Consider the following 21142-nt stretch of genomic DNA (forward strand, 5'->3'; position numbering starts at 1 on the left):
ATTGAGGCACCGTTTCTAGAATGCCGCGATGAAGTGTCCTGCGTGCGCCACTGAGGTCCCGCAGGGCGCACGCTTCTGTCCGACCTGCGGCAACCTGCTCGTCTCCACCGAGGAACGGCGCGTCGTCACGGTGCTGTTCGCCGATCTCGTCGGGTTCACCTCGATGAGCGAGGCCGCTGACCCCGAAGAGATCAAGCATCTCATCGACCAGTGCTTCCAGCGGCTCGTGGCCGACGTGACCGCTTTCGGGGGCACGGTCGACAAGATCATCGGCGACGCGATCCTGGCGCTGTTCGGCGCGCCCACGGCGCATGAAGACGATCCTGAGCGGGCGCTGCGGGCCGCGTTCCGCATGCAGCGCTCGCTGGAGGCCTTCAACGCCGAGCGTGGCCTCGACTTGCAGATCCGCGTGGGCATCAACACCGGCGAGGTGCTGGTGGGGGCGCTGCGGGCCGGCGGCGACTACACGGCCATGGGCGACACCGTGAACATCGCGAGCCGCCTCGAGACGCTGGCCGAAGCGGGCGAGGTGCTGGTGGGCCCGACAACCCAGACGGCAACGTCCGGCATTGTGAATTACACCCCCCGGGGCGAGATCGGCCTGCGAGGACGGGACGAGCCGGTGCCCGTGTATCAGGCCAGCGGCGAACTGGCGCCGCCGGGTCGGCATCGCAGCGCGTCGATGTCGCAGATGGTGGGTCGAGGTCTGGAGAGCGCGCTGCTGGACTCTGCGATCGACACTGCCGTCGCCCGCCGGCGTGCCCAACTGTGCCAGATCGTGGGCGAGGCCGGCATGGGCAAGACACGTCTGGCTCGCGAGGCCGCAGCCGGCGCGGTCGAACGCCATGACGCGGTGGTGCTCGAGAGCATGGCGCTGCCCTATGACGAGACCAATCCGCTGCGCTGTCTGGGCGATGCCATCGCATCGACTGCAGAGGTGAGCGCCGGCGACTCGACTGTGGTGGCTACCCGGCGCATCTCGTCGCTGGTCGCCGAGGTGCTGCAGTCCGCCAACGGGAACAACTCGGCGAGCGCGATCACCTACGAGGAGATCGACGAGATCACCGATGTCGTGCTCGCCGTGCTCGGGCGCGTCGGCAGCGGCGATCCTGCAGAGGTCGAGTGGCGTGCCGAGGCCACCTTCCGTTCCCTGCGCCGATTCCTGGGCGCGCTGACGCGCCGCCAGCCTGTCGTGCTGCTGCTCAGCGACGTGCATTGGGCCGAAGAACGGCTGCTCAGCGTGCTCGAGCAGCTGCTGGCGTCGCTCGCCAACCAGCCCTTCGTCGTCATCACGACGGCTCGGTGGAACATGGACGAGCAGCGCTGGACGGTGCCGCCGGGCCGCCACAGCACCGTGGTGCTCAACCTCGACCCGCTGAGCCGCGAGGCCACTGCGGAGCTGGCCACCGAGCTGCTCGGCGGCAACGTGCCTTCCTACCTGGCCGATCAGCTCTACGAGCGCAGCGGCGGCAACCCGTTCTTCCTGGAGGAGATGTGCGTGCTGCTGCGCGAGTCGGGCGTGGTGGGGCCCGGAGCTCGGCCCGATCATGAGGAACGATCGCTGGCGGAGCTGCCCGACACGCTGCGTGGGCTGGTGGCCGCCCGTCTCGACACCTTGAGCACGCCCGAACGCCGGCTGGTGGACGCAGCGTCGGTGCTCGGGGGCGGCGGCTCGATCAGCGAGCTGCTCGAGCTGGTGTCGGCGACGAATCCGGTCGACGGCAGCGAAGGGGATCTTGCGGTGTTCCAGCGGCTGGTCGACAAGGACATCTTCACCAGCGAGGCCGACGGATGGACGTTCCGCAGCGACGTCGTGCGCGATGTGGCCTACAGCATGCTGACCAAGGCCGATCGGGCCGAACGGCATCTCGACGTCGCGTTGTGGCTGTCGCAGCACCGGGATGATCCCGCCAGCGACTCGGTCGGCGTCATTGCAGATCACTTCGCCTCGGCGGTGGAGCTGGGCGCCGATGCCGGACCGGCCGCAGCCGGCAAGCCCGGTACGGCTGATGGCGACGTCTTCGAGGGCGGCATGACCGAGGTGGCGATCGAATGGCTGGGCCGGGCCGGCCAGTGGGCAGCCGCCCGCGACAGCCACTACGCCGCGGCGCAGTTCTACCGTCGCGCCATCGAGATGCTCGGCGACGCCGACCCGCGGCTCATCGACATGTCGCTGGGCCGCGCATCAGCCCGCCTGCGGCTGGGCGAGCTGCACGGCGCCCACGCCGACGCCGAGCTGGCCCGGGCGCTCGCGACGCTCAACGGCAACCGGCTGGCGTCAGCGCACGGCTTGCGGGTGCTGGGCGAGGTTGCGCTGGCCGATGACGAGCACGCCGCTGCCGACAAGCTGCTCGCCGACGCGCTCGACCAGTTCCGCACCCAGGGCGAGGTGCGCGAGGCGGCCGAGTCGCTGCGGCTGCGGGGCCTCGCCGCGCTGCGAGCCGGCGAGTACGCCCGCGCAGACCGGTACATCAACGAGGCCAACGGCACGTTCGCGCATCTCGGCGACGAGAGCGGGGTGGCGTGGTGCTTGCAGAATCTCGCCTGGCTGTCCTTCGAGCAGGGCCTGATCGCCGAGTCCGGCGAGCGCCTCACCACCGCCATCGAGCGTTTCAGCGACCTCGGCGACATGGTCGGGCTGGCGACCGCGGAAGGTCTTCTCGCCTTCCTGCGCTTCCACTCGGGCGATCGGGACGAAGCCGAGGAGCTGGCCCGCTCGGTGCACGGCATCGCTCACGAGCGCGGCGAGCGGTTCACCGAGGCGATGATGGATCTGCTGCTCGGGTCGCTCAGCCTGTGGGCGGGCCGTGCCGCGGAAGCCGTCGAGCGGGCGAGAGCCTCAGAGCAGGTCTTCCGGGACGTGCACAGCGACTTCGGCGAGGTGCAGGCGCTGGGTCTGCTCGGGCGGGCGTACGCAGCGGTCGGCGAGCTGCAGCGCAGCCGGGCGATGCTGGCCGAATGCCTGCAGCGGGCCAGCGACATGCCGGGCCGCCCGCTGGAAGGATTCGCCCGGGCGGTGCGCGCCGGCGCTGCGGTGCAGATGGGGCATCCCGAGATGGTGAAAGAGGATCTCGCACGGGCCGGCTGGGAGCAGTCCGAGGGTCACCGGCAGCACGAGTCCGGATTCAGCCCCGGCGAGACCGCGGTGATCGGCCAACGTGATCTTGACGTCTCGCTGGGGCTCGCATTGGCACAGCTCGGCCACGCGCACGACGCGATCGACGCGCTCGAGGCCGTGCCCACCGCAGACCTGCCTTCCACCTATCTGCACTCATGTCTCGCCATTGCCTATGTCACCGCCGGGCGCACAGTGGACGCGCTCGAGCAGTCCCGCTTCGCGATGGCGAGCGGCACCGGCACCTACGTGGACGTGCGCAACGCGCTGGTGGCACGGGCGCTCGCACACGCCCGCGACGCGGACCTGCCTGCGATGGAAGCGGCGTTCGAGCAGGTGATGGTGCTCAACGACGCCACCGACAGCCGGCTCAGCCAGACCGTCGTGCGTCTCGCCCGCGCCATCGGCCATGAGGCCTTCGAGACGCCCGACGCCGGCGCACTGCGGTCGGAGGCGGAGGTGGCGATCGCTCAGCTCGGCGCACGCCCGAGCGGCTGGGAGACGGCATTCCGGCTTGCCGCCGGCTTGGAGGCCGTCGCCCCCGTCATCAGCGGTCCGCTGCCTGAGGCCATTCCCTTCCCGGGACTCGCCGATCAGTAGATATTCTCCCGGGGTGCCTCGTGTACTGATTGCCAAGCTGGGCCTCGACGGGCATGACCGCGGGGTCAAGGTCGTGGCTCGCATGCTGCGTGATGCCGGCTTCGAGGTCATCTACACGGGTCTGTTCCAGACACCCGAGAGCGTGGTGGCGGCCGCCGTCGACGAGGACGTCGACGCCATCGGCATCTCGATGCTGTCGGGGGCCCATGAGGCGCTGATGCCGCTGGTGACCCAGCGCCTGCGCGAGGCCGGCGCCGAAACCATCCCGGTCATCCTGGGCGGCATCGTGCCCGACGGCGATCTCGAGGCGATGCGCGAAGCGGGCGTGGCGGCAGTGCTGACACCGGGCGCCACAGCGGACGAGGTGGTGGCAGCGGTGAGCGGCGCCATCGAACGATCCGGCCTCGACGGGTAGATTGCCCCCCGTGACTCAGGGCTCAATAGAACGGGTAGGGGTGGTCGGCTGCGGCCTGATGGGGTCCGGCATCGCCGAAGTGGCTGCCCGCAGCGGATGCGACGTCAAGATCGTCGAGGTCGACGAGGACGCCCTCGCCGCAGGCATGGCCCGCATCGAGAAGAGCCTCAACCGCGCCGTCAATGCCGGCAAGCTCGACGACGCCGGGCGGGAGGCCGCCCTGGGCTCGATGTCGTTCGGGGTGGATCTGGACGAGCTGGCCGATCGTGACTTCGTGATCGAGGCGGTCGTCGAGTCCGAGCCGGCCAAGCTGGACGTGTTCGCACGGCTGTCCAAGGTGCTCGACGATCCTGACGCAGTGATGGCCTCCAACACGTCGGCCATCCCCATCATGAAGCTGGCGATGGCCACCGACAGACCGGCTCAAGTCATCGGCATGCACTTCTTCAATCCTGTGCCGGTCATGGGCCTTGTCGAGGTCATCTCGTCGCTGCTGACCGCGGAGGCGACCGCCGAGAAGTGCCGGACCTTCGCGGGCGAGCGGCTCGGCAAGCGGGTCGTGGACAGCCAGGACCGGGCCGGTTTCGTGGTCAACGCCCTGCTGATCCCCTACATCCTGTCCGCCGTGCGGATGCTCGAGTCGGGCTTCGCATCGACCGAGGACATCGACGCCGGCATGGTGCTGGGCTGCAACCACCCGATGGGTCCGCTGGCGCTGTGCGACCTGATCGGGCTTGACACCACGATGGCGGTGGCGGAATCGCTCTACGAAGAGTTCCGAGAGCAGCTCTACGCGCCGCCGCCGATGCTCAGCCGCATGTGCGACGCAGGCCTGCTGGGTCGCAAGACCGGTCGGGGCTTCTACACCTACGGATGACTCCGGCGGGCATCGATGCCCCTGCGGTCAGCGCGTGGTTCGCCGCCCATGTGCCGCAGGCCGCGCAGCCGCTGCGCTTTGAGCTGATCGCGGGCGGGCACTCGAATCTGACCTACCGGGTGCACTGCGCTGACGGTTCCTCGGTGGTGCTGCGGCGGCCGCCGTTGAGTCATGTGCTGGCGACCGCGCACGACATGGGCCGTGAGCACAAGATCATCTCGGGCGTCGGCCAGACGGGCGTGCCGGTGCCGCGGGCGATCGCGCTGTGCGCGGACGAGACCGTGAACGAGGCGCCGTTCTATGTCATGAGCTATGAGGAGGGCGCGGTGCTGCACTCGGCGGACGAGTCGGCGCTGGTGCCCGATGCCGAGCGGGTGCCGCTGAGCCGGCGGGTGGCCGAAGTGCTGGCCGAGCTGCATGGGATCGAGCCCGACGATGTGGGGCTGGGCGATCTGGGGCGGCGCGAGGACTACCTGGGGCGGCAGCTGCGCCGCTGGAAGCGCCAGTGGGAGCAGTCGAAGACTCGTGAGCTGCCGATCATGGATGAGATCGCCGCCGAGCTGGAGGCCCGCAAGCCCGCCCAGGTCGGCGCGGCCATCGTCCATGGGGATTACCGGCTGGGGAACATGTTGTCCCGCAGTGGGAACATCGTCGCGGTGCTCGACTGGGAGCTGTGCACGTTGGGCGACCCGATGGCCGACGTGGGCTATCTGATGAACAATTGGGTGTCGCCCGATGAGCTGTCGGCGGGATCGTCGGCGCCGACGCAGGCGGGCGGGTACGCGTCGCGCAGCCAGATGCTGGATTGGTACGCCGATGCGTCGGGACGCGACCTGTCGCAGGTCGACTACTACCGCGCGTTCTCGTACTGGCGTCTGGCTGCTATATCGGAGGGCGTGCTCAACCGGTACCTGCGCGGGGCGATGGCGGACTCCGAGGAAGCCGACACCGATCTGTTCCGTGAGAACGTGGACTTCCTGTCGGCGAGTGCTGCCGAACGGCTCGCCGTTCGCTGATGTCCGAGACGGATCTTCCCTTCGACCCTCCGCCAGAGCCTGCAGCGGCGTCGCCTGAGTCGGATGATCCCCCCGCCGAGTCAGCAGCGCCGGCCAGAACTGGGCCCGGGTGCCTGCTGGTTGGGATAGCGGGAGCGGCGGGAGCGCTCATCGGCGCGCTGACGGCTGGGTTGATCCTGGCCATCGTGCTCAGCGGTGGCGACGGCAATACCCAGACGCAGGTGGCAACGACATCTGCGCCGGCATCACAGGATGCTGAGGAGTTGGTTGGACAGGACGCGGCTGTGACGGCAACCGAGGACAGCGCTGCGCCTGTTGTTCGCGAGGCGCTGAGCGTCGAGGTCGGTGATTCCTACTTCGAGCAGCTGCTGGAGGGTGCGTCCCCTGGCGTGGGCGAGCCGTTGGGCGACCGTCTCGCGCACATCAACGTGAAGGCCGTGCTCGAAGCCGTGCAGGAAGCGGTAGTGATCGTCGAGGTCATCACGCCCGACGGCGATGACTCGGGAGGATCAGGCTTCATCGTCACCTCCGACGGCCTGATCGTCACCAATGCCCATGTCGTCGAGAACGCCGACAGCATCGAGGTGCGGTTCTTCGGCGGCGAGCGCACACGGGCCGAGGCCATCGGGGTCGACTCGACGCGCGATCTGGCTGTGCTGCAAGTAGAGGTGGTCAATCTTCCGACGGTTCGGCTGGGCTCGAGTGCCGGTGTCGAAGTCGGCGACGAGGTGATTGCCATCGGCAACGCCATCGGCATCGTCGGCGAGCCGACGGTCACAGCGGGGATCGTGTCGGGTCTCAACCGCTTCATCGAGCTCGACGACGGCAAGCGCCTGGTGCGGCTGATCCAGACCGACGCGGCCATCAACCCAGGCAACTCGGGAGGGCCGCTGGTGAATGCGGCCGGCGAGGTCATCGGCATCAACACCGCCATTGCGGGCGGATTCGTCGAGGGCATCGGCTATGCCGTCTCGATCGACCATGTCCGTCCTGTGATCGATCAGCTGCTCGAGGGCATCGTGCAGGCGCGGGCGTTCTTCGGCGTGAGCCTCGTGTCGGTGGACACGCTGATCGAGTGGCAGGCGTCTCAAGGTCCTCCTGGCCTTGAGGATCTGGGCGATGCGGGACCCGAGACGGTCGAGCCCGGCCAGGACACCGCAGATGTGCCGGAGATTCAGTTGCCGCCGGGTGTGACCTCGGGCGCAGTCGTTGTGGTGGTCGTCGAGGGCGAGGCGGCGGACAAGGCCGGCATCGTGGTGGGCGATGTGATCGTTGCCTTCAACGGCGCGCGCATAGAAACGAGTCTTGACCTGGTGACCGAGGTGTTGGCGCTCGTGCCCGGCGACCCGGCCGAAGTGACGCTGATCGGACCTGATGGGTCTCAGCGAGTCATCGAGGTGACGCTCGGTTCGTTTCCGACCGGCGACGAGTAGTCGGGCGCGTGTCACAGCGGTTCGCGATACTGCGGGGGCTGAACGCAAGGAGAGCACGATGAGCCGAATCTTCGATACCGGGACCGACGACATCGCTGTCGAGATCACAGACGGCGTGATGACGATCACGCTGAACCGTCCTGATCGGCGCAATGCCATGTCCGGGCCGATGCTGGACGGCTTGGTCGCGGCGCTCGCCGACGCCGAGACGGCCTCCGATGTGGGGGCGCTGGTGCTGACCGGCGCCGGCGGTGCGTTCTGTGCCGGCGGCGACGTGAAGGGCATGGCGGCCGCTGGCGGCGAGGGCGGCGGCAGCCCGCTGCAGTACGACGCCCGGGTGCACAACCAGCGCCGCAACCAGCGCGATACCTCGGGGAAGCTGTACGAGATACCCAAGCCCACCATTGCGGCGCTGCCGGGTGCGGCTGCGGGGGCGGGCCTGTCGCTGGCGCTGGCGTGCGACCTGCGGTATGCGGCGCCCAACGCGATCATGACCACGGCGTTTGCCCGGGTGGGGTTCAGCGGCGACTACGGCGGCACGTGGTTCATGTCGCGGCTGATCGGCTCGGCCAAGGCGCGTGAGCTGTACTTCCTGTCCGACCGGGTCGACATGGATCAGGCGGTGTCGCTGGGTCTGGTGAACGGGGTGTTCCCCGCGGAGCGCCTGATGGACGAGGTGGGTGCCATCGCCCGGCGGCTGGCTAGCGGCCCGACCGTGGCGTACCGGTACATGAAGGAGAACCTGAACCGGGCGGTGCATGGCGACATGGGCGAGTGCCTCGACATGGAGGCGGCGCACCACATCCACACCGGCCAGACCGACGACCACAAGGAAGCGGCCCAAGCGTTCGTGGAGAAGCGCGAGCCGGTGTTCCACGGTCGTTGATCCTCTAACAGCCATTCGATTTCTGTGATTGGCGGCGCTAGCTGAGCCGTACGCTGGTCCGGATGCGGAACGAGGTCGAACCAGGTCAGGTTGATCTGGCGCGCGTGCCGCAGGTCGCACGGGTTGGGTCAGGCACCCCGGTCATCGAGCGTCGCGATGTCACGGTCGGTCAGCAAAACGGCCTGGGCGCGGCACCCCGTCCGGCCGCTGCAGTTCGGTCGGCCACGGCGGCTCGTCCCGTCCCCGCTGCAGAGCGGCAGGTTCCTCCGGCGCCTCCGCAAGCACGCGAAGCGGTGTCGGGGCGAGCTTGGCGGGCGCTGACGGTCGCTTCGCTGGGCACGGTGCTGGTCGGCTTCAACAGCACTGCCTCCAACTTGGCGCTGGACTCGATCCGCGACAGCTTCGCCGGCGCAACGGCCTCCGACGTGGGCTGGGGCATCGCCGGATTCATGATCGGCACGGCTGCGTTCCTGCCGCTGGCCGGACGCCTCGCCGACAGGATCGGTCGCAAGCGCATCTTCCAGATCGGGCTGGCGCTGTTTGCGCTGTCTGCGGTGTTCTCCGCCATAGCGCCCACGGTGTGGACGTTGAACATGGCCCGAGTGCTGCAGGCAATCAGCGGTGCAGCGATCCTTCCGGCGTCGCTGAGTCTGGTACTGCCGTTGTTCCCCGAGTCGAGACGAACAACCGCGGTGGGACTCTGGTCGGCATCAGGGCCGCTGGCCGCAGCTATTGCGCCGCAGGTGTCCACGCTGATGCTGGCCGCAGCAGGTTGGCGCGTGCTGTATTTCGTGAGCGCCCCGATTGCTGCGCTGCTCTTCGTCGTGGGCTGGCGCGTACTGCGAGAACAGCCGACACCGCCGAGACACCAGCGGCTCGACATCGTGGGAGCGACCGCCGGCACGGTGGCACTGCTGGCCATCGTGACGCCGCTCATGCAGGGCAAAGACTGGGGATTGCTCTCACCTGTCGCACTGGCACTCGGGGGCGTCGGTGTGGTGGCGCTCGCGGTTTTCGTCTTCAATTCATTACGCCATCCTGAACCGTTGCTGAACCTGCACCTGTTCCGTCGGCGCAACGTGTGGGTGACGCAGCTGGCCAACTTCCTCGTCGGCCTGTCGTCGCAGTCGCTGTGGCTGCTGTGGCCGTTGTTCCTGCTCAATGTATGGGGCTACGGGGTGGCAAAGGTCGGGTTGGCGCTGACACTCGGGCCGATCGCTGCGGGCTTCTCCACCATCACGTTCAGCCGCTTGGGCGAACGCTGGAATGCGGTCGGCTTCTGCCGGACCGGCTCGGCAATGCAGATCGCCTCCGTCGGTTGGATGGTGATGACGCTGGGGACATCGCCGAATTACTGGTTCGTCATGGCGCCCAGCATCGCCCTGTTCGGCTTGGGCTGGGGCATGTGCGTGCCGCTGCTCAACAGCGTGGCGCTCAAGGCGGTGCCCGAGAAGTACTTCGGGGAAGTCAGCGGGCTGTTCAACACCTTGCGCTACGCATCCGCAGCGATCGGCATAGCGGCGCTTTTTGCGGTGCTCACTGAAGACTCCGGTGCGGCTTCGCTGATCTACTACCAGCGGGCGCTCGTGTTCTTCTTGATTGCCGCCTGCGTGGGGTTCATGTCGCTGTGGATTCCGATGCGTCGGGCGGGCCGCTCCGCTAGCCGCTGAGCACTCGGCGTTGATGGCGGGCGAGTTTGTCTGGCACGCTGAGCGACGGTGTCGTTGGATCAAATGCTTCGGCTGTTCGCGGTGGCTGCGCTGGCGTGCAATGTCGCGACGTTGAGTCTGGCGGCCGTGCGTCGCCGCGGCCGTGATTCAGCTGGGCGTGGCACGGTCGGCGCCCGGACGCTGGTGGGAGTTGCCGCACTGCTGGCCGTGGCCGCCACGCTGGGCTCGCTGTACCTGTCCGAGATTGCGCATCTGGAGCCCTGCCGCTGGTGCTGGTTCCAGCGCATCGCCATGTACCCGCTGGCGGCGGTGCTGCTGATCGGGCTGATCTTCCGTGACCGAGCCGTCTACCGCTACGGGCTGCCGATGTGCCTGGCCGGCGCCGCGATGTCGACGTGGCACTACCTGCTGCAGCACTTTCCGGATCTCGAGGGCGCCACGACGTGCAGCATCACGAGCCCGTGCGCGGTGCGGTACGCGTGGGAGTTCGGGTTCGTGTCGATCCCCTACATGGCAGGCAGCGTGTTCGTGCTGGTCGGTGTGCTGCTGAACATGTCGCGTCGGCGCGCCTGACGTTCAAGGCGCCTGACCACGAGCCGGTCCGCGGTGCTCCTACGGTGTGCACCATGAACACGAATGCGACAGAGCGATGAGAAGGCTGCTCGGCAAGCTGATTCCACGGTCCGCCGGCGGGCGCTGGGCGGCAGGCCTCGGCGTTGCCGCGGTGATCGGGGTCGGCATCTACCTGGTGTTCTTCGTCTTTGCGTTCCACCTGATCTTCGTGGACGAGGTGGTCGACGAGGAGGCCCCTGAGTTCGCCGTCGAAGTTGACATCGACGAGCTGATCAGCGACGCGCTCGAGACCGGACCCGTCGCGACGACGGCTGCCGCCGCGACCGGCGCGCCGGACGATGCTGAGGTCACCGACCAGTCGATGTCGGTGGGCGAGCATGATGCGTCGGACGGGTCCACGAGTTCGGCGGCGACCGACGGTTCAGCAGGGTCTGCTGGGACCAGCGAGTCCGCCGAGTCTGACGCGTCCAGTGAGTCAAGCGAGTCCGCCGAGTCCACCGAGACTGCCGGATCTGGTGACACCGAGACGGCTGCCGAGCCCGAAGCATCTGGCGGGGACGAAACGGCTGACGAAGCCACCGCCGAGACGGAAGATCAAGGCGTGCGGGTGGCCTACGTAGGGAGCTTCGGGCCCCGGTCGCACCCTGCCGAGGGCACGGCGGTGGTGCTCACCGATGGCACGCAGACATTCCTGCGGTTCGACGACGACTTCGCTACCGACAACGGACCGGACCTCAACGTGTATCTGCACACGGCGGGCCCCGACGCATCGGTCGATGATCTTGTGGGCGACTTCATCGACCTGGGCGACCTGAAGGGCAACATCGGGGCGCAGAACTTCGTGATTCCCGACGACATCGATCTCGAGCGCTACAACACCGTGTCGGTCTGGTGCGTCCGCTTCCGCGTGGTCTTCGGCACCGCCGAGCTGGCGCGGATGAACTAGCCAGCCGCGGCAGCTTGGGCCGCTTGGGCCACGGTTATGCCATTCGGCCGAGCCTCTAAGGTCCGGGCATGGCGGCGGGGGCGGTCAAGGACGGGCGGGCCCATCTGGCTGCGCTCGATGTCGACCGGTCGGTGTTTCTCGACGGCGAGCTGATCACCCGGGTCGCGAAGCATCCGGCATTCGCTGAGAGCTGCCGGGCGATCGCGGGCTTGTACGACTTCCAGGCCGCGAATCATGAACTGATGACGTTCGACATCGGGGACGGCCGGCGGGTCAACCGCGCGTGGCAGATGCCTCGCTCGTATGACGATCTTGTGGCCAAGCGCAAGGCCATGACGGCGTGGGCTGAGCTGCATGCGGGCTTCATGGGCCGCTCGCCGGATCATCTGGCGTGCGCCGTGTCGGGACAGCTCATGGCACTGGAACTGTTCGAAGAGCACAACCCCCGTTGCGCGAAGGCCTACTGGGACTACTACGAGTGGGCCCGGGCCAACGACATCTTCCTCACCTACGTGATCATCAACCCCCAGGGCGACCGGTCCCGGGCGTGGGGCGATCAGCCGAAGCAGATCACCACCCACATCGTCGACGAGGGGCCGGACGGTCCGGTGGTGCGGGGGGCGAAGATGCTGGGGACCAGCTCGATCATGGCCGAGGAAGTGCTGGTCGCGAACATCCAGCCGCTGCAGGAGCGCGAGGAGGATCTCGCCATCTCGTTCGCCCTGCCGCTGGACACGCCGGGCCTGAAGATCGTGTCACGCAAGAGCTTCGAGCAGCATGCGGTGAGCCCGTTCGACAACCCGCTCTCGCACCGGTTCGACGAGAACGACGCCATCATCTATTTCGACGACGTGACGGTGCCGTGGGAGCGGGTCTTCGTGTACCGGGACGTCGACATGTGCCGGCGGCAGTTCCATGAGACGCCGGGGCACGTGTACCAGAACTATCAAGCGCAGGTGCGGCTGGTGGTGAAGCTGCGGTTCCTGCTGGCGGTGGCCCGACGACTCACCGAGACGATCGGCACCGTGAACATCGTGCAGGCGAAGCTGGGCGAGCTCGCCGCCCGGGTAGCCGCAGTCGAGGGCCTGATGTTCGGCATGGAGGCCGCCGGGCAGCAGTTCGGCGAGTACTTCATGCCCAACCGGCACCTGCTGTATTCGGCGCAGGTCACCACGCAGGCGCTGTACCCGCAGTTGATCACCGAGATCCGGGAGCTGGCCGGCGGCGGGCTGATCATGCTGCCGTCGTCGGCGGAGGACCTGTCCAGCGACCAGGTGGCGCCCGTGCTCGACAGCACGCTGGTGTCGGCTCGCGAGGGCGAGGGTGCCTATGAGCGGATGAAGTTCCTGAAGCTGGCCTGGGACGCCGTCGGCTCGGAGTTCGCCAGCCGTCACACCCAGTACGAGATGTTCTACGCCGGCGCCCAGTTCGTGACCCAGGGCCACAGCTTCCGCACCTACGACTGGGAGGGCGCCGATCGGCTGCTCGAGGCGATGCTCGAGGGCAACGACGCCGATTGGAAGGGACGCTGATGGAGATCCGCAAGATGCTGACGTTTGTGGAGGACACCCGCCTCGAAGCCGGCGTCGAGGTCGATCCGGTGCTGCGCAAGGTGGCCGTGGTGGCGGTGGTCCGCAACGAGTACGCCGGGCGACATGTGCATGACCTGTCGCCGTACTACGAGGCCAGCGTCGAGCTCGGCAACGAGATCGCCGGGCTGGCGGTGGAGCAGATGAAGCCGTGCTCGATCGAGAGCTACGGCAAGGCGGCAATCGTGGGCCTCGACGGCGAGCAGGAGCACGGCGTGGCGCTGCTGACTACGCCCTACGGCAACGTGCTGCGAGAGGCAGCCGGCGGCGGCGCGGCCTGGATCTCGTCGGCGACCAAGCGTGCGCAGCCCGGGGCGTCCATCGACATCCCGCTCGCGTACAAGGATGCGTTGTATGTGCGCTCGCACTACGACGCCATGAGCATCACCCTGCACGACGCCCCGCTGCCCGACGAGATCGCCGTGATCTGCTGCTTCGCCAACCGCGGCAGGCCCCACCACCGAGTCGGCGGCCTCAGCATCGAAGACGCCATCGGCGAGGACGGCCTGACCTGATGCGGACGGCGATCACCAACATCGGGGCGGTGCTGTCGGGGGACTGGCGCGACCCATTCCTCGATGCCGACACGGTTGTCACCGCGGATGGACTGATTGAGTCCCTCGGCGCTGACAATCTCGACTCATGCGATGTGGTGATCGATGCTGGCGGCGCGACGGTGGCGCCGGGCTTGATCGACTCGCATGTGCATGTGGCGTTCGGCGACTTCACGCCTCGCCAGAACACCATCGGCTACCTCGAGAGCTACCTCCATGGCGGCACCACCACCGTGCTGTCAGCCGGCGAGGTCCACATCCCCGGCCGCCCGCAGGACGTCGCGGGCGTCAAGGCGCTCGCCGTCGCGGCGCACAAGTGCTTCGAGAACTTCCGCCCAGGCGGCATGCGCGTCCACGCCGGTTCGCTGCTGCTTGAGCCAGGGCTCGAGCCCGACGACTTCGCAGCCGTGCGAGCCGACGGCGTGTGGCTCACCAAGGCCGGCTTCGGCGCCGTCGACAGCGCCAAGGACTACGTCGAGCTCGTGGCCATGGCCAAAGAGGCCGGACTTGTCACGACATTGCACACCGGCGGCTGCTCGATCCCCGGCACGTTCCCAGTCACCGGCGAGGACGTGCTCGACATCAATCCCGACATCTCGTTCCACATCAACGGCGGCCCGGTCGCCATCGAAGACCGCTACTACGACATGATTGCCCAGACGCAGATGGGCATGCAGGTCTGCGCTGCGGGCAATCTGCGCACCGGCATCCTCGCCGCCGAAGCAGCCCATCGCCACGACGCCTTCGACCGTCTGCTCATCGGCACCGACACCCCCACCGGCAGCGGGATCATGCCGCTCGGGATGCTCTACACGATCATCCACATGGCGGCCGTCAGCGACCTGGACGTGACCGACCTGATCGGCGCCGCCACCGGCAACGTGGCTCAGCTGTTCGGGCTGAACAACGGCTTGATCGCCCCGGGCCGCGACGCCGACCTGATCGTGATCGACGCCCCGCTGGGCGGCACCAAGCACACCGCGCTCGACGCCATGAAGAACGGCGACATGGTCGCCGTCGGCGCCGTGATCACCGACGGCGTGCCCCGCTTCGTCGGCCGCAGCCGCAACACGCCGCCCACCACCCGCCAGGTGCAGGTGGCCCGCTCGTCGGTCCTTCGCGAATTCTGACCTCGTCCAGCTCTCAAGCCGCCGTCACCCGACGAGCCGCACCCTGCTGCTGGCATCGATCAGCCGGCCTGCCGCCGCCTAGCGCGCTCGCGCTCCGCTCACTTGGCGCACACCACTCGCCGTCGTCTCGCCGCTCGCCTGGCGCAGACCGCTCGCCTAGTGCTCACTGCCTACCTGGCGCGCACCACTCGCTTGGCGCGTGCTGCTCGCTGTCGTGGCACCGTTCGGTCCGACCGCCAGTCATGCCGCCCGCCTGACGCGTGCCGCGCTGTCCTCGTGTTGCACCGCAGTGCCACAAGTCAGGCGGCGGTCATGAAGCGCACGTTGAGGTGGAGGTAGGCGTTCGGGTTGGGGTGCTTCGCCCAGACGTCCTGCCACTCCTGGCTGCCGAGCGTCGACCTGAACCCCTCCTCGCGGGCTGCGCGGCTGTCCCACCGGATGATCCAGCACACGTTCGGTTGGCCGTGCGGCGACACCTGCGGATCCGACCCGGCGACCTCGGGCTCATGACCGTCGTCGACCCAGAAGTCGATGACGTCGAGGTTCTCCCGCAGCCACGGCGCTGCGTGCTCGGCGGCCCACTGCTTGTACGCCTCGAACCACTCGGGATCGATGGTGTAGTCGCGGACTTCGACGATTGCTTCTGACATGGCATTTCCTTTCGTTGCCTGCGAGACGCAGTCTTGCAGCACCCTGTGACACGAATCCGAGGTTCGTGCGGCATCGACGGAGCTGGATGAACCAGACTCATCCAAGTGCAGAACAAGCGACCCAACTGGCGCATCCCGGTGTACATGCTGATCGCCTCGACGCTGTTCTGGGCGATCGTGATTCTGGCTTACATGTAGCTCACGGGTTGCCGTCGGTGGGGATGGCCTGGATGTCTTGGATCACGTCGGGCGGCAGGTCGGCGCCGATGTCCATCGACACCGAGGCATTGATCTCGTCGACCAGCCCGTCGAAATGCTCCGCAATGGCGCCGGCGATCTGGTCATGACGCCCCACGGCGGCGAACAGCCGCACCACGTCGTCGTCGACGCAGCCGGCCATCTCGCCCCAGCCGTCGTTGCGGGACAGGTGGTTCAGCTTCTCTCCAAGATCGCCGAGGTCGTGCTGCTCGAGCACCGGCCAGTACGCCCGGGTGCTGCCGTAGAAGCCGATCCGGTAGCGCACCCACTCGACCATGCGGTCCACCGTCTCGTCGTCGGGGCCGGTGCAGATGAACCCGCCGCCGGTGATCCAGAAATCGCTGCGGCTGCGCCCGGCCCGGTCGAAGCCGGTCTGCAGCTCGGGCATGACATGTTGGCGCAGGTAATCGGGCGTGCAGAAGCCGTGCAGGCGCACGCCGTCGCAGTGCTGGCCAGCCACCCGCAGCATGGCGGGCCCAACCGCGGCGATCATGATCGGTGGCGTTGCGTCAATGGGCTCGGGCGTGAAGTTCGGCGTCATCAGCGAGAACTGGTAGTGCTCGCCTTCGTAGCTCAGCTTCTCGCCGGTGGACCATGTGTGCCAGATGGCCCGGATCGCCTGCACGTACTCGGCCATGCGGGGCGCCGGCGCCGACCACGGCACGCTGAACCGCCGCTCGTTGTGCCCCTTGACCTGGCTGCCGATGCCCAGCACGAACCGCCCGTCCGACGCCCCCTGCAGGTCCCACGCCGTTGACGCCGTCACCATGGGGCTGCGGGGGAAGCTGATGGCCACGCTGGTCGCCAGCCGCACCCGCTCACTGTGCACGGCGGCGATGCCCAGCGGGATGAACGGTTCGTGGCGGTTCTCCATGGTGACGACGCAGTCGTACCCGTCGGCCTCGATCCGCCGCACCTCGTCGGGTACGGCTCGCAGGTTGTGCTGGGGCAGGGTGGCGCTGACGTGCATGCGGGCTCCTCTTCGCCGGGGCCCAATGTTGCCGCGGACGTCGGCCGGCTGCTGTTCTCGCTGGCGCCGCGATAAACGCTGCTACCTGTGCCTCGTACCCGCAGCGAACCTGCCCCGAGCTATGTGTCAGCATCGTGCGAGACGAAACAAGTGCCAGTCTGTAGGACAATTGATGGCGCCGGGGCTAGGGTGGCCGGCGTGAGCGAGACCTCGGCCACGCTGGCCATACCGGCGCCTTCGGCAGAGGTGTGGGCGGTGCTGGCGGACTTCGGCGAGAACGTTCGCTGGGCTCCCATCGTGGATCACTCGTGCCTGCTCAGCACCCAGCGGGAAGGCGTGGGCATGGTGCGGCGCATCCAGTCCGGCCGCAGGACCCTGGTCGAACGGGTAGTCGAGTGGGTTGACGGCGAACGGCTCAGCTACGTCGTGGAAGGACTGCCGTCGGCGATCCGGTCGCTGCGCAACACCTGGCAGCTCGACGATGGCGGCGGCTCGACTGAGGTCACGCTGACCAGTTCCGTGGATGTCGGGCCGCGCCCGCCGCAGCAGTTGGCAGCAAAGGTGCTGAGCCGCCAACTCTCGAAGGTGTCGAACCAGATGCTGCACGGCCTCGACGATCACCTGCGAAAGGCCGCTCGATGATGCTGCGTTCTTGGTCGTCTTGCCCATGCGCAGACGCGACGCCGCACAGCGAGGTGCTTTGGATGTCGCTTGGGGACGACATCGAACCCGACCCGAACATGACGAGATGTCACCGTGTCTGGATGGCCCGATGAGCGCTCGGCCCGACGTCGTGATCTTGATGACCGACCAGGAGCGGGCCGCGCCTCCCTACGAGCCGGCCGAGGTCAGTGCTTGGCGCCAGAGTCTGGGCGCTGCCTGGTTTACCGATCATGGCGTGTCGTTCGGCCGCCACTACACCGGTTCGCTGGCCTGCGTGCCGAGCCGGCCCACGCTGTTCACCGGCCAGTTCCCCGACGTGCACGGCGTGACGCAGACGAACGGCCTGGGCAAGATGGCCGACGACAGCCGGATGCGTTGGCTGCGGCCCGGCGAGGTGCCCACGCTGGGCCACTGGTTCCGCGCCGGCGGCTACGACACGCACTACCAGGGCAAGTGGCATATGAGCCACGCCGACCTGGTCGGCGCTGCGGGCGTCCCGCTGGCAACCAACGATGCCGAGGGTCAGATCGACGGCGACTCCGTGCAGGCGTACCTCGACGCCGACCCGCTCGACGAGTTCGGCTTCTCCGGCTGGATCGGGCCTGAACCTCATGGCGCCGCGCTGGCCAACAGCGGCCTCGTGCGCGACCCCCTGTTCGCTGACCGGGTGGTGGCGTGGCTGGAAGACCGGTACGCACGCCGGCGGGCGGGCGAGGCGGCGGCACTGCGGCCGTTCCTGCTGGTGGCCAGCTTCGTCAACCCCCATGACATCGTGTTCGCCCCGGTGTGGCTCGGCCCGGCGTGGTTGCGCCGCGGCAGGGGCGAGATCTCGTTGACTGCTGCCGATCCGCCGCCGATACCGCCGTCGCCGACCGACGACGAGGATCTGTCGACCAAGCCCGCAGCGCAGATCGCATACCGGGCGTCGTACCCGACCACCTACGGGCTGGCGCCGGCGATCGAGCGGGTGTATCGCAACCACGCGGCCGAATACCGCAGCCTGTACTACCGGCTCCACGCCGAGGTCGACGGCCCGCTCGACCGGGTGCGCCGTGCGGTGACCGAGGGCGGCTCATCGGACGCCGTGCTGGTGCGCACGTCGGATCATGGCGAGCTGCTGGGCGCCCACGGCGGGCTGCACCAGAAGTGGTTCAACCTGTACGACGAGGCGACGCGGGTGCCGTTCGTGATCGCCCGGGTGGGCTCGGGGGCGACCGTTGGACGGGCTGTCGATGCGCCGACATCGCATGTCGATCTGGTGCCCACGCTGCTGTCGGCAGCGGGGATCGATGCGACGTCGACGGCCGATGAGCTGCGCGCCAGCCACACCGAGGTGCATCCGCTGCCCGGGCGCGACCTGATGGGTGTGGTCGATGGCGATGCCGAGCCCGACCGCGACCGCTCGATCTATCTGATGACACGCGACAACATGCCCGAGGGCGACTCGGGGGCCAGCGGGATGGCCCGCCGGATGGGCAGGACGCCGCCGCCGCTGCGCATCCAGGTGCCGGCGCATGTGGGTGCCAACTTCGAGAGCCTGGTCGGCCGCGTTGACGGCGATCATCTGTGGAAGATCGTGCGCACGTTCGACGATCCGGCCACGTGGACCGAGCCGGGCGTGCGGCATCTCGCGGCCGACGGCCCTGCGGGAGAGGTGTACCGCACCGAGCCGCTGCCCGACCAGTGGGAGCTGTACGACCTCGACGCCGACCCCATCGAGGCGCACAACCGCTGGGCAGACCCCAGCGCGCAGGAGGTGTTCGCCGAGCTGGAGCAGCGCTTGGCTGTCGAACGAGCCCAGGCTGTGCCCGAGCGCAACCAGCCATGGCCCTACGCCACCCGAACGCCCGGCTCCATCCCGGCCACGACGGGTTCTGCGACGAGGCGGAATCGCCTTGCGCCGGATAGCCGGACTGCGTCGTCCTCGTCGACAGACGCCACAGATTCGGCTTCGACGCAGGGCCGCACGGGGTCGAGCAACCAGGCGGGGCTCGCGTCATCGGCTGTCGCCACGAAGTCTGCCTCGAAGAGAGTGCCGCCGCCTGCCCGCGCGCTGCGCAAGGTGCTGCAGCGGCTCGGCATGCATCCTGACGACACCGAGACGACTGACGCCGACGGCGCCGGACGGCGGGCGCTGGTCGTGGCGACGAACCATGGCGTGCTCGACATCGGCAAGCCGACCGGGGTGTTCGCCAGCGAGATGACCGTGCCGTACTACGCCTTCGCCGATGCGGGCATGGCGGTCGACGTTGCCAGCCCTGCAGGGGGAGTCATCCCGGTGGATCCCCAGTCGGTGCGTGCCCCGGTGCGCACCGAGGCCTGCGACCGATTCCTGGCCGACGACGAGCTCAAGGCCAAGGTGAACGACTCGCTCGCCATCGGCGAGGTCGACATCGCCGCCTACTCGATCGTCTTCCTGGCAGGCGGCTGGGGTGCAGCGTTCGACTTCGGGTTCTCTGAGGAGCTCGGCCGCAAACTCACCGAGGCCAACCAGCACGGCAGCGTGATCGGTGGCGTGTGCCACGGACCGCTCGGACTGCTCCAGGCGAAGGCCGCCGACGGCAGCTTGCTGGTGGCGGGCCGCAGGGTGACAGGGGTGACCGACAAGCAAGTCCGGGAGCTGGGCATCACCGCCACGCCCCAGCATCCCGAGACCGAGCTGCGCAAGGCCGGCGCCCAGTTCGAGAGCGTGACCCGGTTCCGCGATGCTTTGGCCAACCACTGGGTGGTCGACGGCAATCTCGTGACCGGCCAGAACCAGAACGCCGCCCCCATGGTGGCCCGCGAGATGCTGAGACTCATGTCATGACTGACCGGCAGGCGGCCGGCGCCCGAGGAGGCGCGTCATCCGATACGCCCGACGCCAAGGCGATTGCAGATGGCGGGGTGTCAGAAGCGGGTGCGTGCATCAGTGACTGATCGGGTGCCACCGGGTGTGGAGGCTGGCCTTCCGCCTGATGATGCGACGCCGGCGGACGGCCGGGTTGCTCGGCGGGAGCGCAACATCAACGCGGTGCTCGACGTGGTGCTCGAGATGTTCGCCGAGGAGTCGCTGTTCCCAACCATGGAACAGGCGGCGGCCCGATCAGGACTGTCGTTGCGCTCGCTGTACCGGTACTTCGCCGATCCAGGCGAGCTGCTCGAAGCCACGATCAGGCGCAACCGTGAGCGCACCGTTCCCCTCACACGCCTGCACGCCATCGGCAAGGGCCCGCTGGATGCCCGCATCGACGATTTCGTGGCGATGCGCCTGCGGTTGTACGACTCTGTCGGTCCGGAGTACCGGGCGACCCTGGCGCATGCCCACCGGCTGCCCCGCATCAGCGAGCAGCTCGCCACGGCCCGCCACGAGATGCGTCAGCAGTTCAAGCTCCAGTTCGCCCCCGAACTCGAAGCCCGCACGCCTGACTCGGGGACCGACGCCCCCGAGTCGGCGTCGCGCTCGCCTCGGCCTGAGACCGATACGCCGACGTCAGGCACGGCTGCAGACGGCGACGCAGTGCTCGCGGCAGGCGACCTGCTGACCCAGCTCGACTCGATCGACTACCTCCGCCGCCACCGCGGCCTGTCTGCCGCCGAGACCAAGACCATTCTCACCTCGACCCTGAACACGCTCTTGAACTAGCGCCCTCGGCAGGATTCGAACCTGCGACGCACGGTTTAGGAAACCGACGCTCTATCCCCTGAGCTACGAGGGCGGGGACTCCCTCGAAATGTACTGCTGGCCCTGAGCTGCCGGACTCGCGGCGTCACTGCGCTGAGGCGCGGGGCTGGGCGGCCCCGTCGGATTCACGGGA

At 68.2% G+C, this 21142-nt stretch carries 17 protein-coding genes and 1 tRNA gene; 15 read left to right on the forward strand and 3 right to left on the reverse strand.

Annotated elements, in window-relative coordinates; translation table 11 throughout:
• Positions 1-28 precede the first annotated feature (28 nt).
• The 12 genes from ACOGW9_RS11950 (at position 29) to ACOGW9_RS12005 (ending at position 14804) form a co-directional block, all read left to right on the forward strand.
• A complete protein-coding gene (locus tag ACOGW9_RS11950; RefSeq protein ID WP_419911507.1) occupies positions 29-3715 on the forward strand; it encodes an adenylate/guanylate cyclase domain-containing protein in 3687 nt (1228 codons plus the stop codon).
• 13 nt (positions 3716-3728) lie between these two features.
• The gene (locus ACOGW9_RS11955) at positions 3729-4130 is read left to right on the forward strand and encodes a cobalamin B12-binding domain-containing protein (protein WP_419911509.1); all 402 of its coding nucleotides are present in this window, start codon (positions 3729-3731) and stop codon (positions 4128-4130) included.
• 58 nt (positions 4131-4188) lie between these two features.
• Complete coding sequence (locus ACOGW9_RS11960; protein WP_419913069.1) at positions 4189-5007, forward strand: 3-hydroxybutyryl-CoA dehydrogenase; 819 nt, start codon at positions 4189-4191, stop codon at positions 5005-5007.
• The gene (locus ACOGW9_RS11965) at positions 5004-6023 is read left to right on the forward strand and encodes a phosphotransferase family protein (protein WP_419911511.1); all 1020 of its coding nucleotides are present in this window, start codon (positions 5004-5006) and stop codon (positions 6021-6023) included. Before ACOGW9_RS11960 ends, ACOGW9_RS11965 begins: the two co-directional genes overlap by 4 nt.
• Positions 6023-7456, forward strand: a complete 1434-nt coding sequence (locus tag ACOGW9_RS11970) for a S1C family serine protease (RefSeq protein WP_419911513.1) — start codon at positions 6023-6025, stop codon at positions 7454-7456. Before ACOGW9_RS11965 ends, ACOGW9_RS11970 begins: the two co-directional genes overlap by 1 nt.
• A gap of 58 nt (positions 7457-7514) precedes the next feature.
• Positions 7515-8342, forward strand: coding sequence for an enoyl-CoA hydratase-related protein (locus ACOGW9_RS11975; RefSeq protein ID WP_419911515.1), 828 nt, complete (start codon positions 7515-7517; stop codon positions 8340-8342).
• A 62-nt stretch (positions 8343-8404) separates the two neighbouring features.
• On the forward strand, positions 8405-10012 hold the full coding sequence (locus tag ACOGW9_RS11980) for an MFS transporter (protein WP_419911517.1): 1608 nt from the start codon (positions 8405-8407) through the stop codon (positions 10010-10012).
• A gap of 48 nt (positions 10013-10060) precedes the next feature.
• Complete coding sequence (locus ACOGW9_RS11985; RefSeq protein WP_419911519.1) at positions 10061-10585, forward strand: disulfide bond formation protein B; 525 nt, start codon at positions 10061-10063, stop codon at positions 10583-10585.
• Between the two features lie 76 nt (positions 10586-10661).
• Positions 10662-11531 (forward strand): DM13 domain-containing protein, encoded by an 870-nt coding sequence (locus ACOGW9_RS11990; protein ID WP_419911521.1) that lies wholly within the window; start codon positions 10662-10664, stop codon positions 11529-11531.
• Positions 11532-11599: 68 nt separating this feature from the next.
• A complete protein-coding gene (locus tag ACOGW9_RS11995; RefSeq protein ID WP_419911523.1) occupies positions 11600-13063 on the forward strand; it encodes a 4-hydroxyphenylacetate 3-hydroxylase family protein in 1464 nt (487 codons plus the stop codon).
• Positions 13063-13635, forward strand: coding sequence for an amino acid synthesis family protein (locus ACOGW9_RS12000; protein WP_419911525.1), 573 nt, complete (start codon positions 13063-13065; stop codon positions 13633-13635). The genes ACOGW9_RS11995 and ACOGW9_RS12000 overlap by 1 nt, the downstream gene beginning before the upstream one ends.
• Positions 13635-14804, forward strand: a complete 1170-nt coding sequence (locus tag ACOGW9_RS12005) for an amidohydrolase family protein (protein WP_419911527.1) — start codon at positions 13635-13637, stop codon at positions 14802-14804. Before ACOGW9_RS12000 ends, ACOGW9_RS12005 begins: the two co-directional genes overlap by 1 nt.
• Before the next feature lie 299 nt (positions 14805-15103).
• On the opposite strand, the gene ACOGW9_RS12010 is transcribed toward ACOGW9_RS12005, so the two are convergent.
• Both ACOGW9_RS12010 and ACOGW9_RS12015 read right to left on the reverse strand, forming a co-directional pair.
• Positions 15104-15454 (reverse strand): hypothetical protein, encoded by a 351-nt coding sequence (locus tag ACOGW9_RS12010; RefSeq protein ID WP_419911529.1) that lies wholly within the window; start codon positions 15452-15454, stop codon positions 15104-15106.
• Between the two features lie 199 nt (positions 15455-15653).
• Positions 15654-16682, reverse strand: a complete 1029-nt coding sequence (locus ACOGW9_RS12015) for a TIGR03617 family F420-dependent LLM class oxidoreductase (RefSeq protein WP_419911531.1) — start codon at positions 16680-16682, stop codon at positions 15654-15656.
• Positions 16683-16880: 198 nt separating this feature from the next.
• Between ACOGW9_RS12015 and ACOGW9_RS12020 the strand changes: the two genes are divergently transcribed.
• The 3 genes from ACOGW9_RS12020 to ACOGW9_RS12030 all read left to right on the forward strand — a co-directional run bounded on the left by ACOGW9_RS12020 (position 16881) and on the right by ACOGW9_RS12030 (position 20970).
• Positions 16881-17324 carry an SRPBCC family protein gene (locus ACOGW9_RS12020; protein ID WP_419911533.1) on the forward strand — a complete coding sequence of 148 codons (444 nt, stop codon included), beginning with the start codon at positions 16881-16883 and terminating at the stop codon, positions 17322-17324.
• Between the two features lie 130 nt (positions 17325-17454).
• Positions 17455-20154: a sulfatase-like hydrolase/transferase gene (locus tag ACOGW9_RS12025; RefSeq protein WP_419911535.1), complete on the forward strand. Its 2700-nt coding sequence runs from the start codon at positions 17455-17457 to the stop codon at positions 20152-20154.
• Between the two features lie 102 nt (positions 20155-20256).
• Positions 20257-20970: a TetR/AcrR family transcriptional regulator gene (locus ACOGW9_RS12030; protein WP_419911537.1), complete on the forward strand. Its 714-nt coding sequence runs from the start codon at positions 20257-20259 to the stop codon at positions 20968-20970.
• Here the strand turns inward: ACOGW9_RS12030 and ACOGW9_RS12035 are convergent.
• Positions 20971-21043, reverse strand: a tRNA-Arg gene (locus tag ACOGW9_RS12035). It lies immediately after the preceding gene.
• Positions 21044-21142 lie beyond the last annotated feature (99 nt).

The sequence above is a fragment of the Candidatus Poriferisodalis sp. genome (assembly GCF_965203655.1).
GTDB lineage: Bacteria > Actinomycetota > Acidimicrobiia > Acidimicrobiales > Poriferisodalaceae > Poriferisodalis.

Excerpts from the sequence above, each read along its gene's own strand:
- ACOGW9_RS11950 (WP_419911507.1), top strand. The coding sequence starts at position 29 with ATGAAGTGTCCTGCGTGCGCCACTGAGGTCCCGCAGGGCGCACGCTTC.
- ACOGW9_RS11960 (WP_419913069.1), top strand. The coding sequence starts at position 4,189 with ATGGGGTCCGGCATCGCCGAAGTGGCTGCCCGCAGCGGATGCGACGTC.
- ACOGW9_RS11965 (WP_419911511.1), top strand. The coding sequence starts at position 5,004 with ATGACTCCGGCGGGCATCGATGCCCCTGCGGTCAGCGCGTGGTTCGCC.
- ACOGW9_RS11970 (WP_419911513.1), top strand. The coding sequence starts at position 6,023 with ATGTCCGAGACGGATCTTCCCTTCGACCCTCCGCCAGAGCCTGCAGCG.
- ACOGW9_RS11975 (WP_419911515.1), top strand. The coding sequence starts at position 7,515 with ATGAGCCGAATCTTCGATACCGGGACCGACGACATCGCTGTCGAGATC.
- ACOGW9_RS11980 (WP_419911517.1), top strand. The coding sequence starts at position 8,405 with ATGCGGAACGAGGTCGAACCAGGTCAGGTTGATCTGGCGCGCGTGCCG.
- ACOGW9_RS11990 (WP_419911521.1), top strand. The coding sequence starts at position 10,662 with ATGAGAAGGCTGCTCGGCAAGCTGATTCCACGGTCCGCCGGCGGGCGC.
- ACOGW9_RS11995 (WP_419911523.1), top strand. The coding sequence starts at position 11,600 with ATGGCGGCGGGGGCGGTCAAGGACGGGCGGGCCCATCTGGCTGCGCTC.
- ACOGW9_RS12000 (WP_419911525.1), top strand. The coding sequence starts at position 13,063 with ATGGAGATCCGCAAGATGCTGACGTTTGTGGAGGACACCCGCCTCGAA.
- ACOGW9_RS12005 (WP_419911527.1), top strand. The coding sequence starts at position 13,635 with ATGCGGACGGCGATCACCAACATCGGGGCGGTGCTGTCGGGGGACTGG.
- ACOGW9_RS12010 (WP_419911529.1), bottom strand. The coding sequence starts at position 15,454 with ATGTCAGAAGCAATCGTCGAAGTCCGCGACTACACCATCGATCCCGAG.
- ACOGW9_RS12015 (WP_419911531.1), bottom strand. The coding sequence starts at position 16,682 with ATGCACGTCAGCGCCACCCTGCCCCAGCACAACCTGCGAGCCGTACCC.
- ACOGW9_RS12025 (WP_419911535.1), top strand. The coding sequence starts at position 17,455 with ATGAGCGCTCGGCCCGACGTCGTGATCTTGATGACCGACCAGGAGCGG.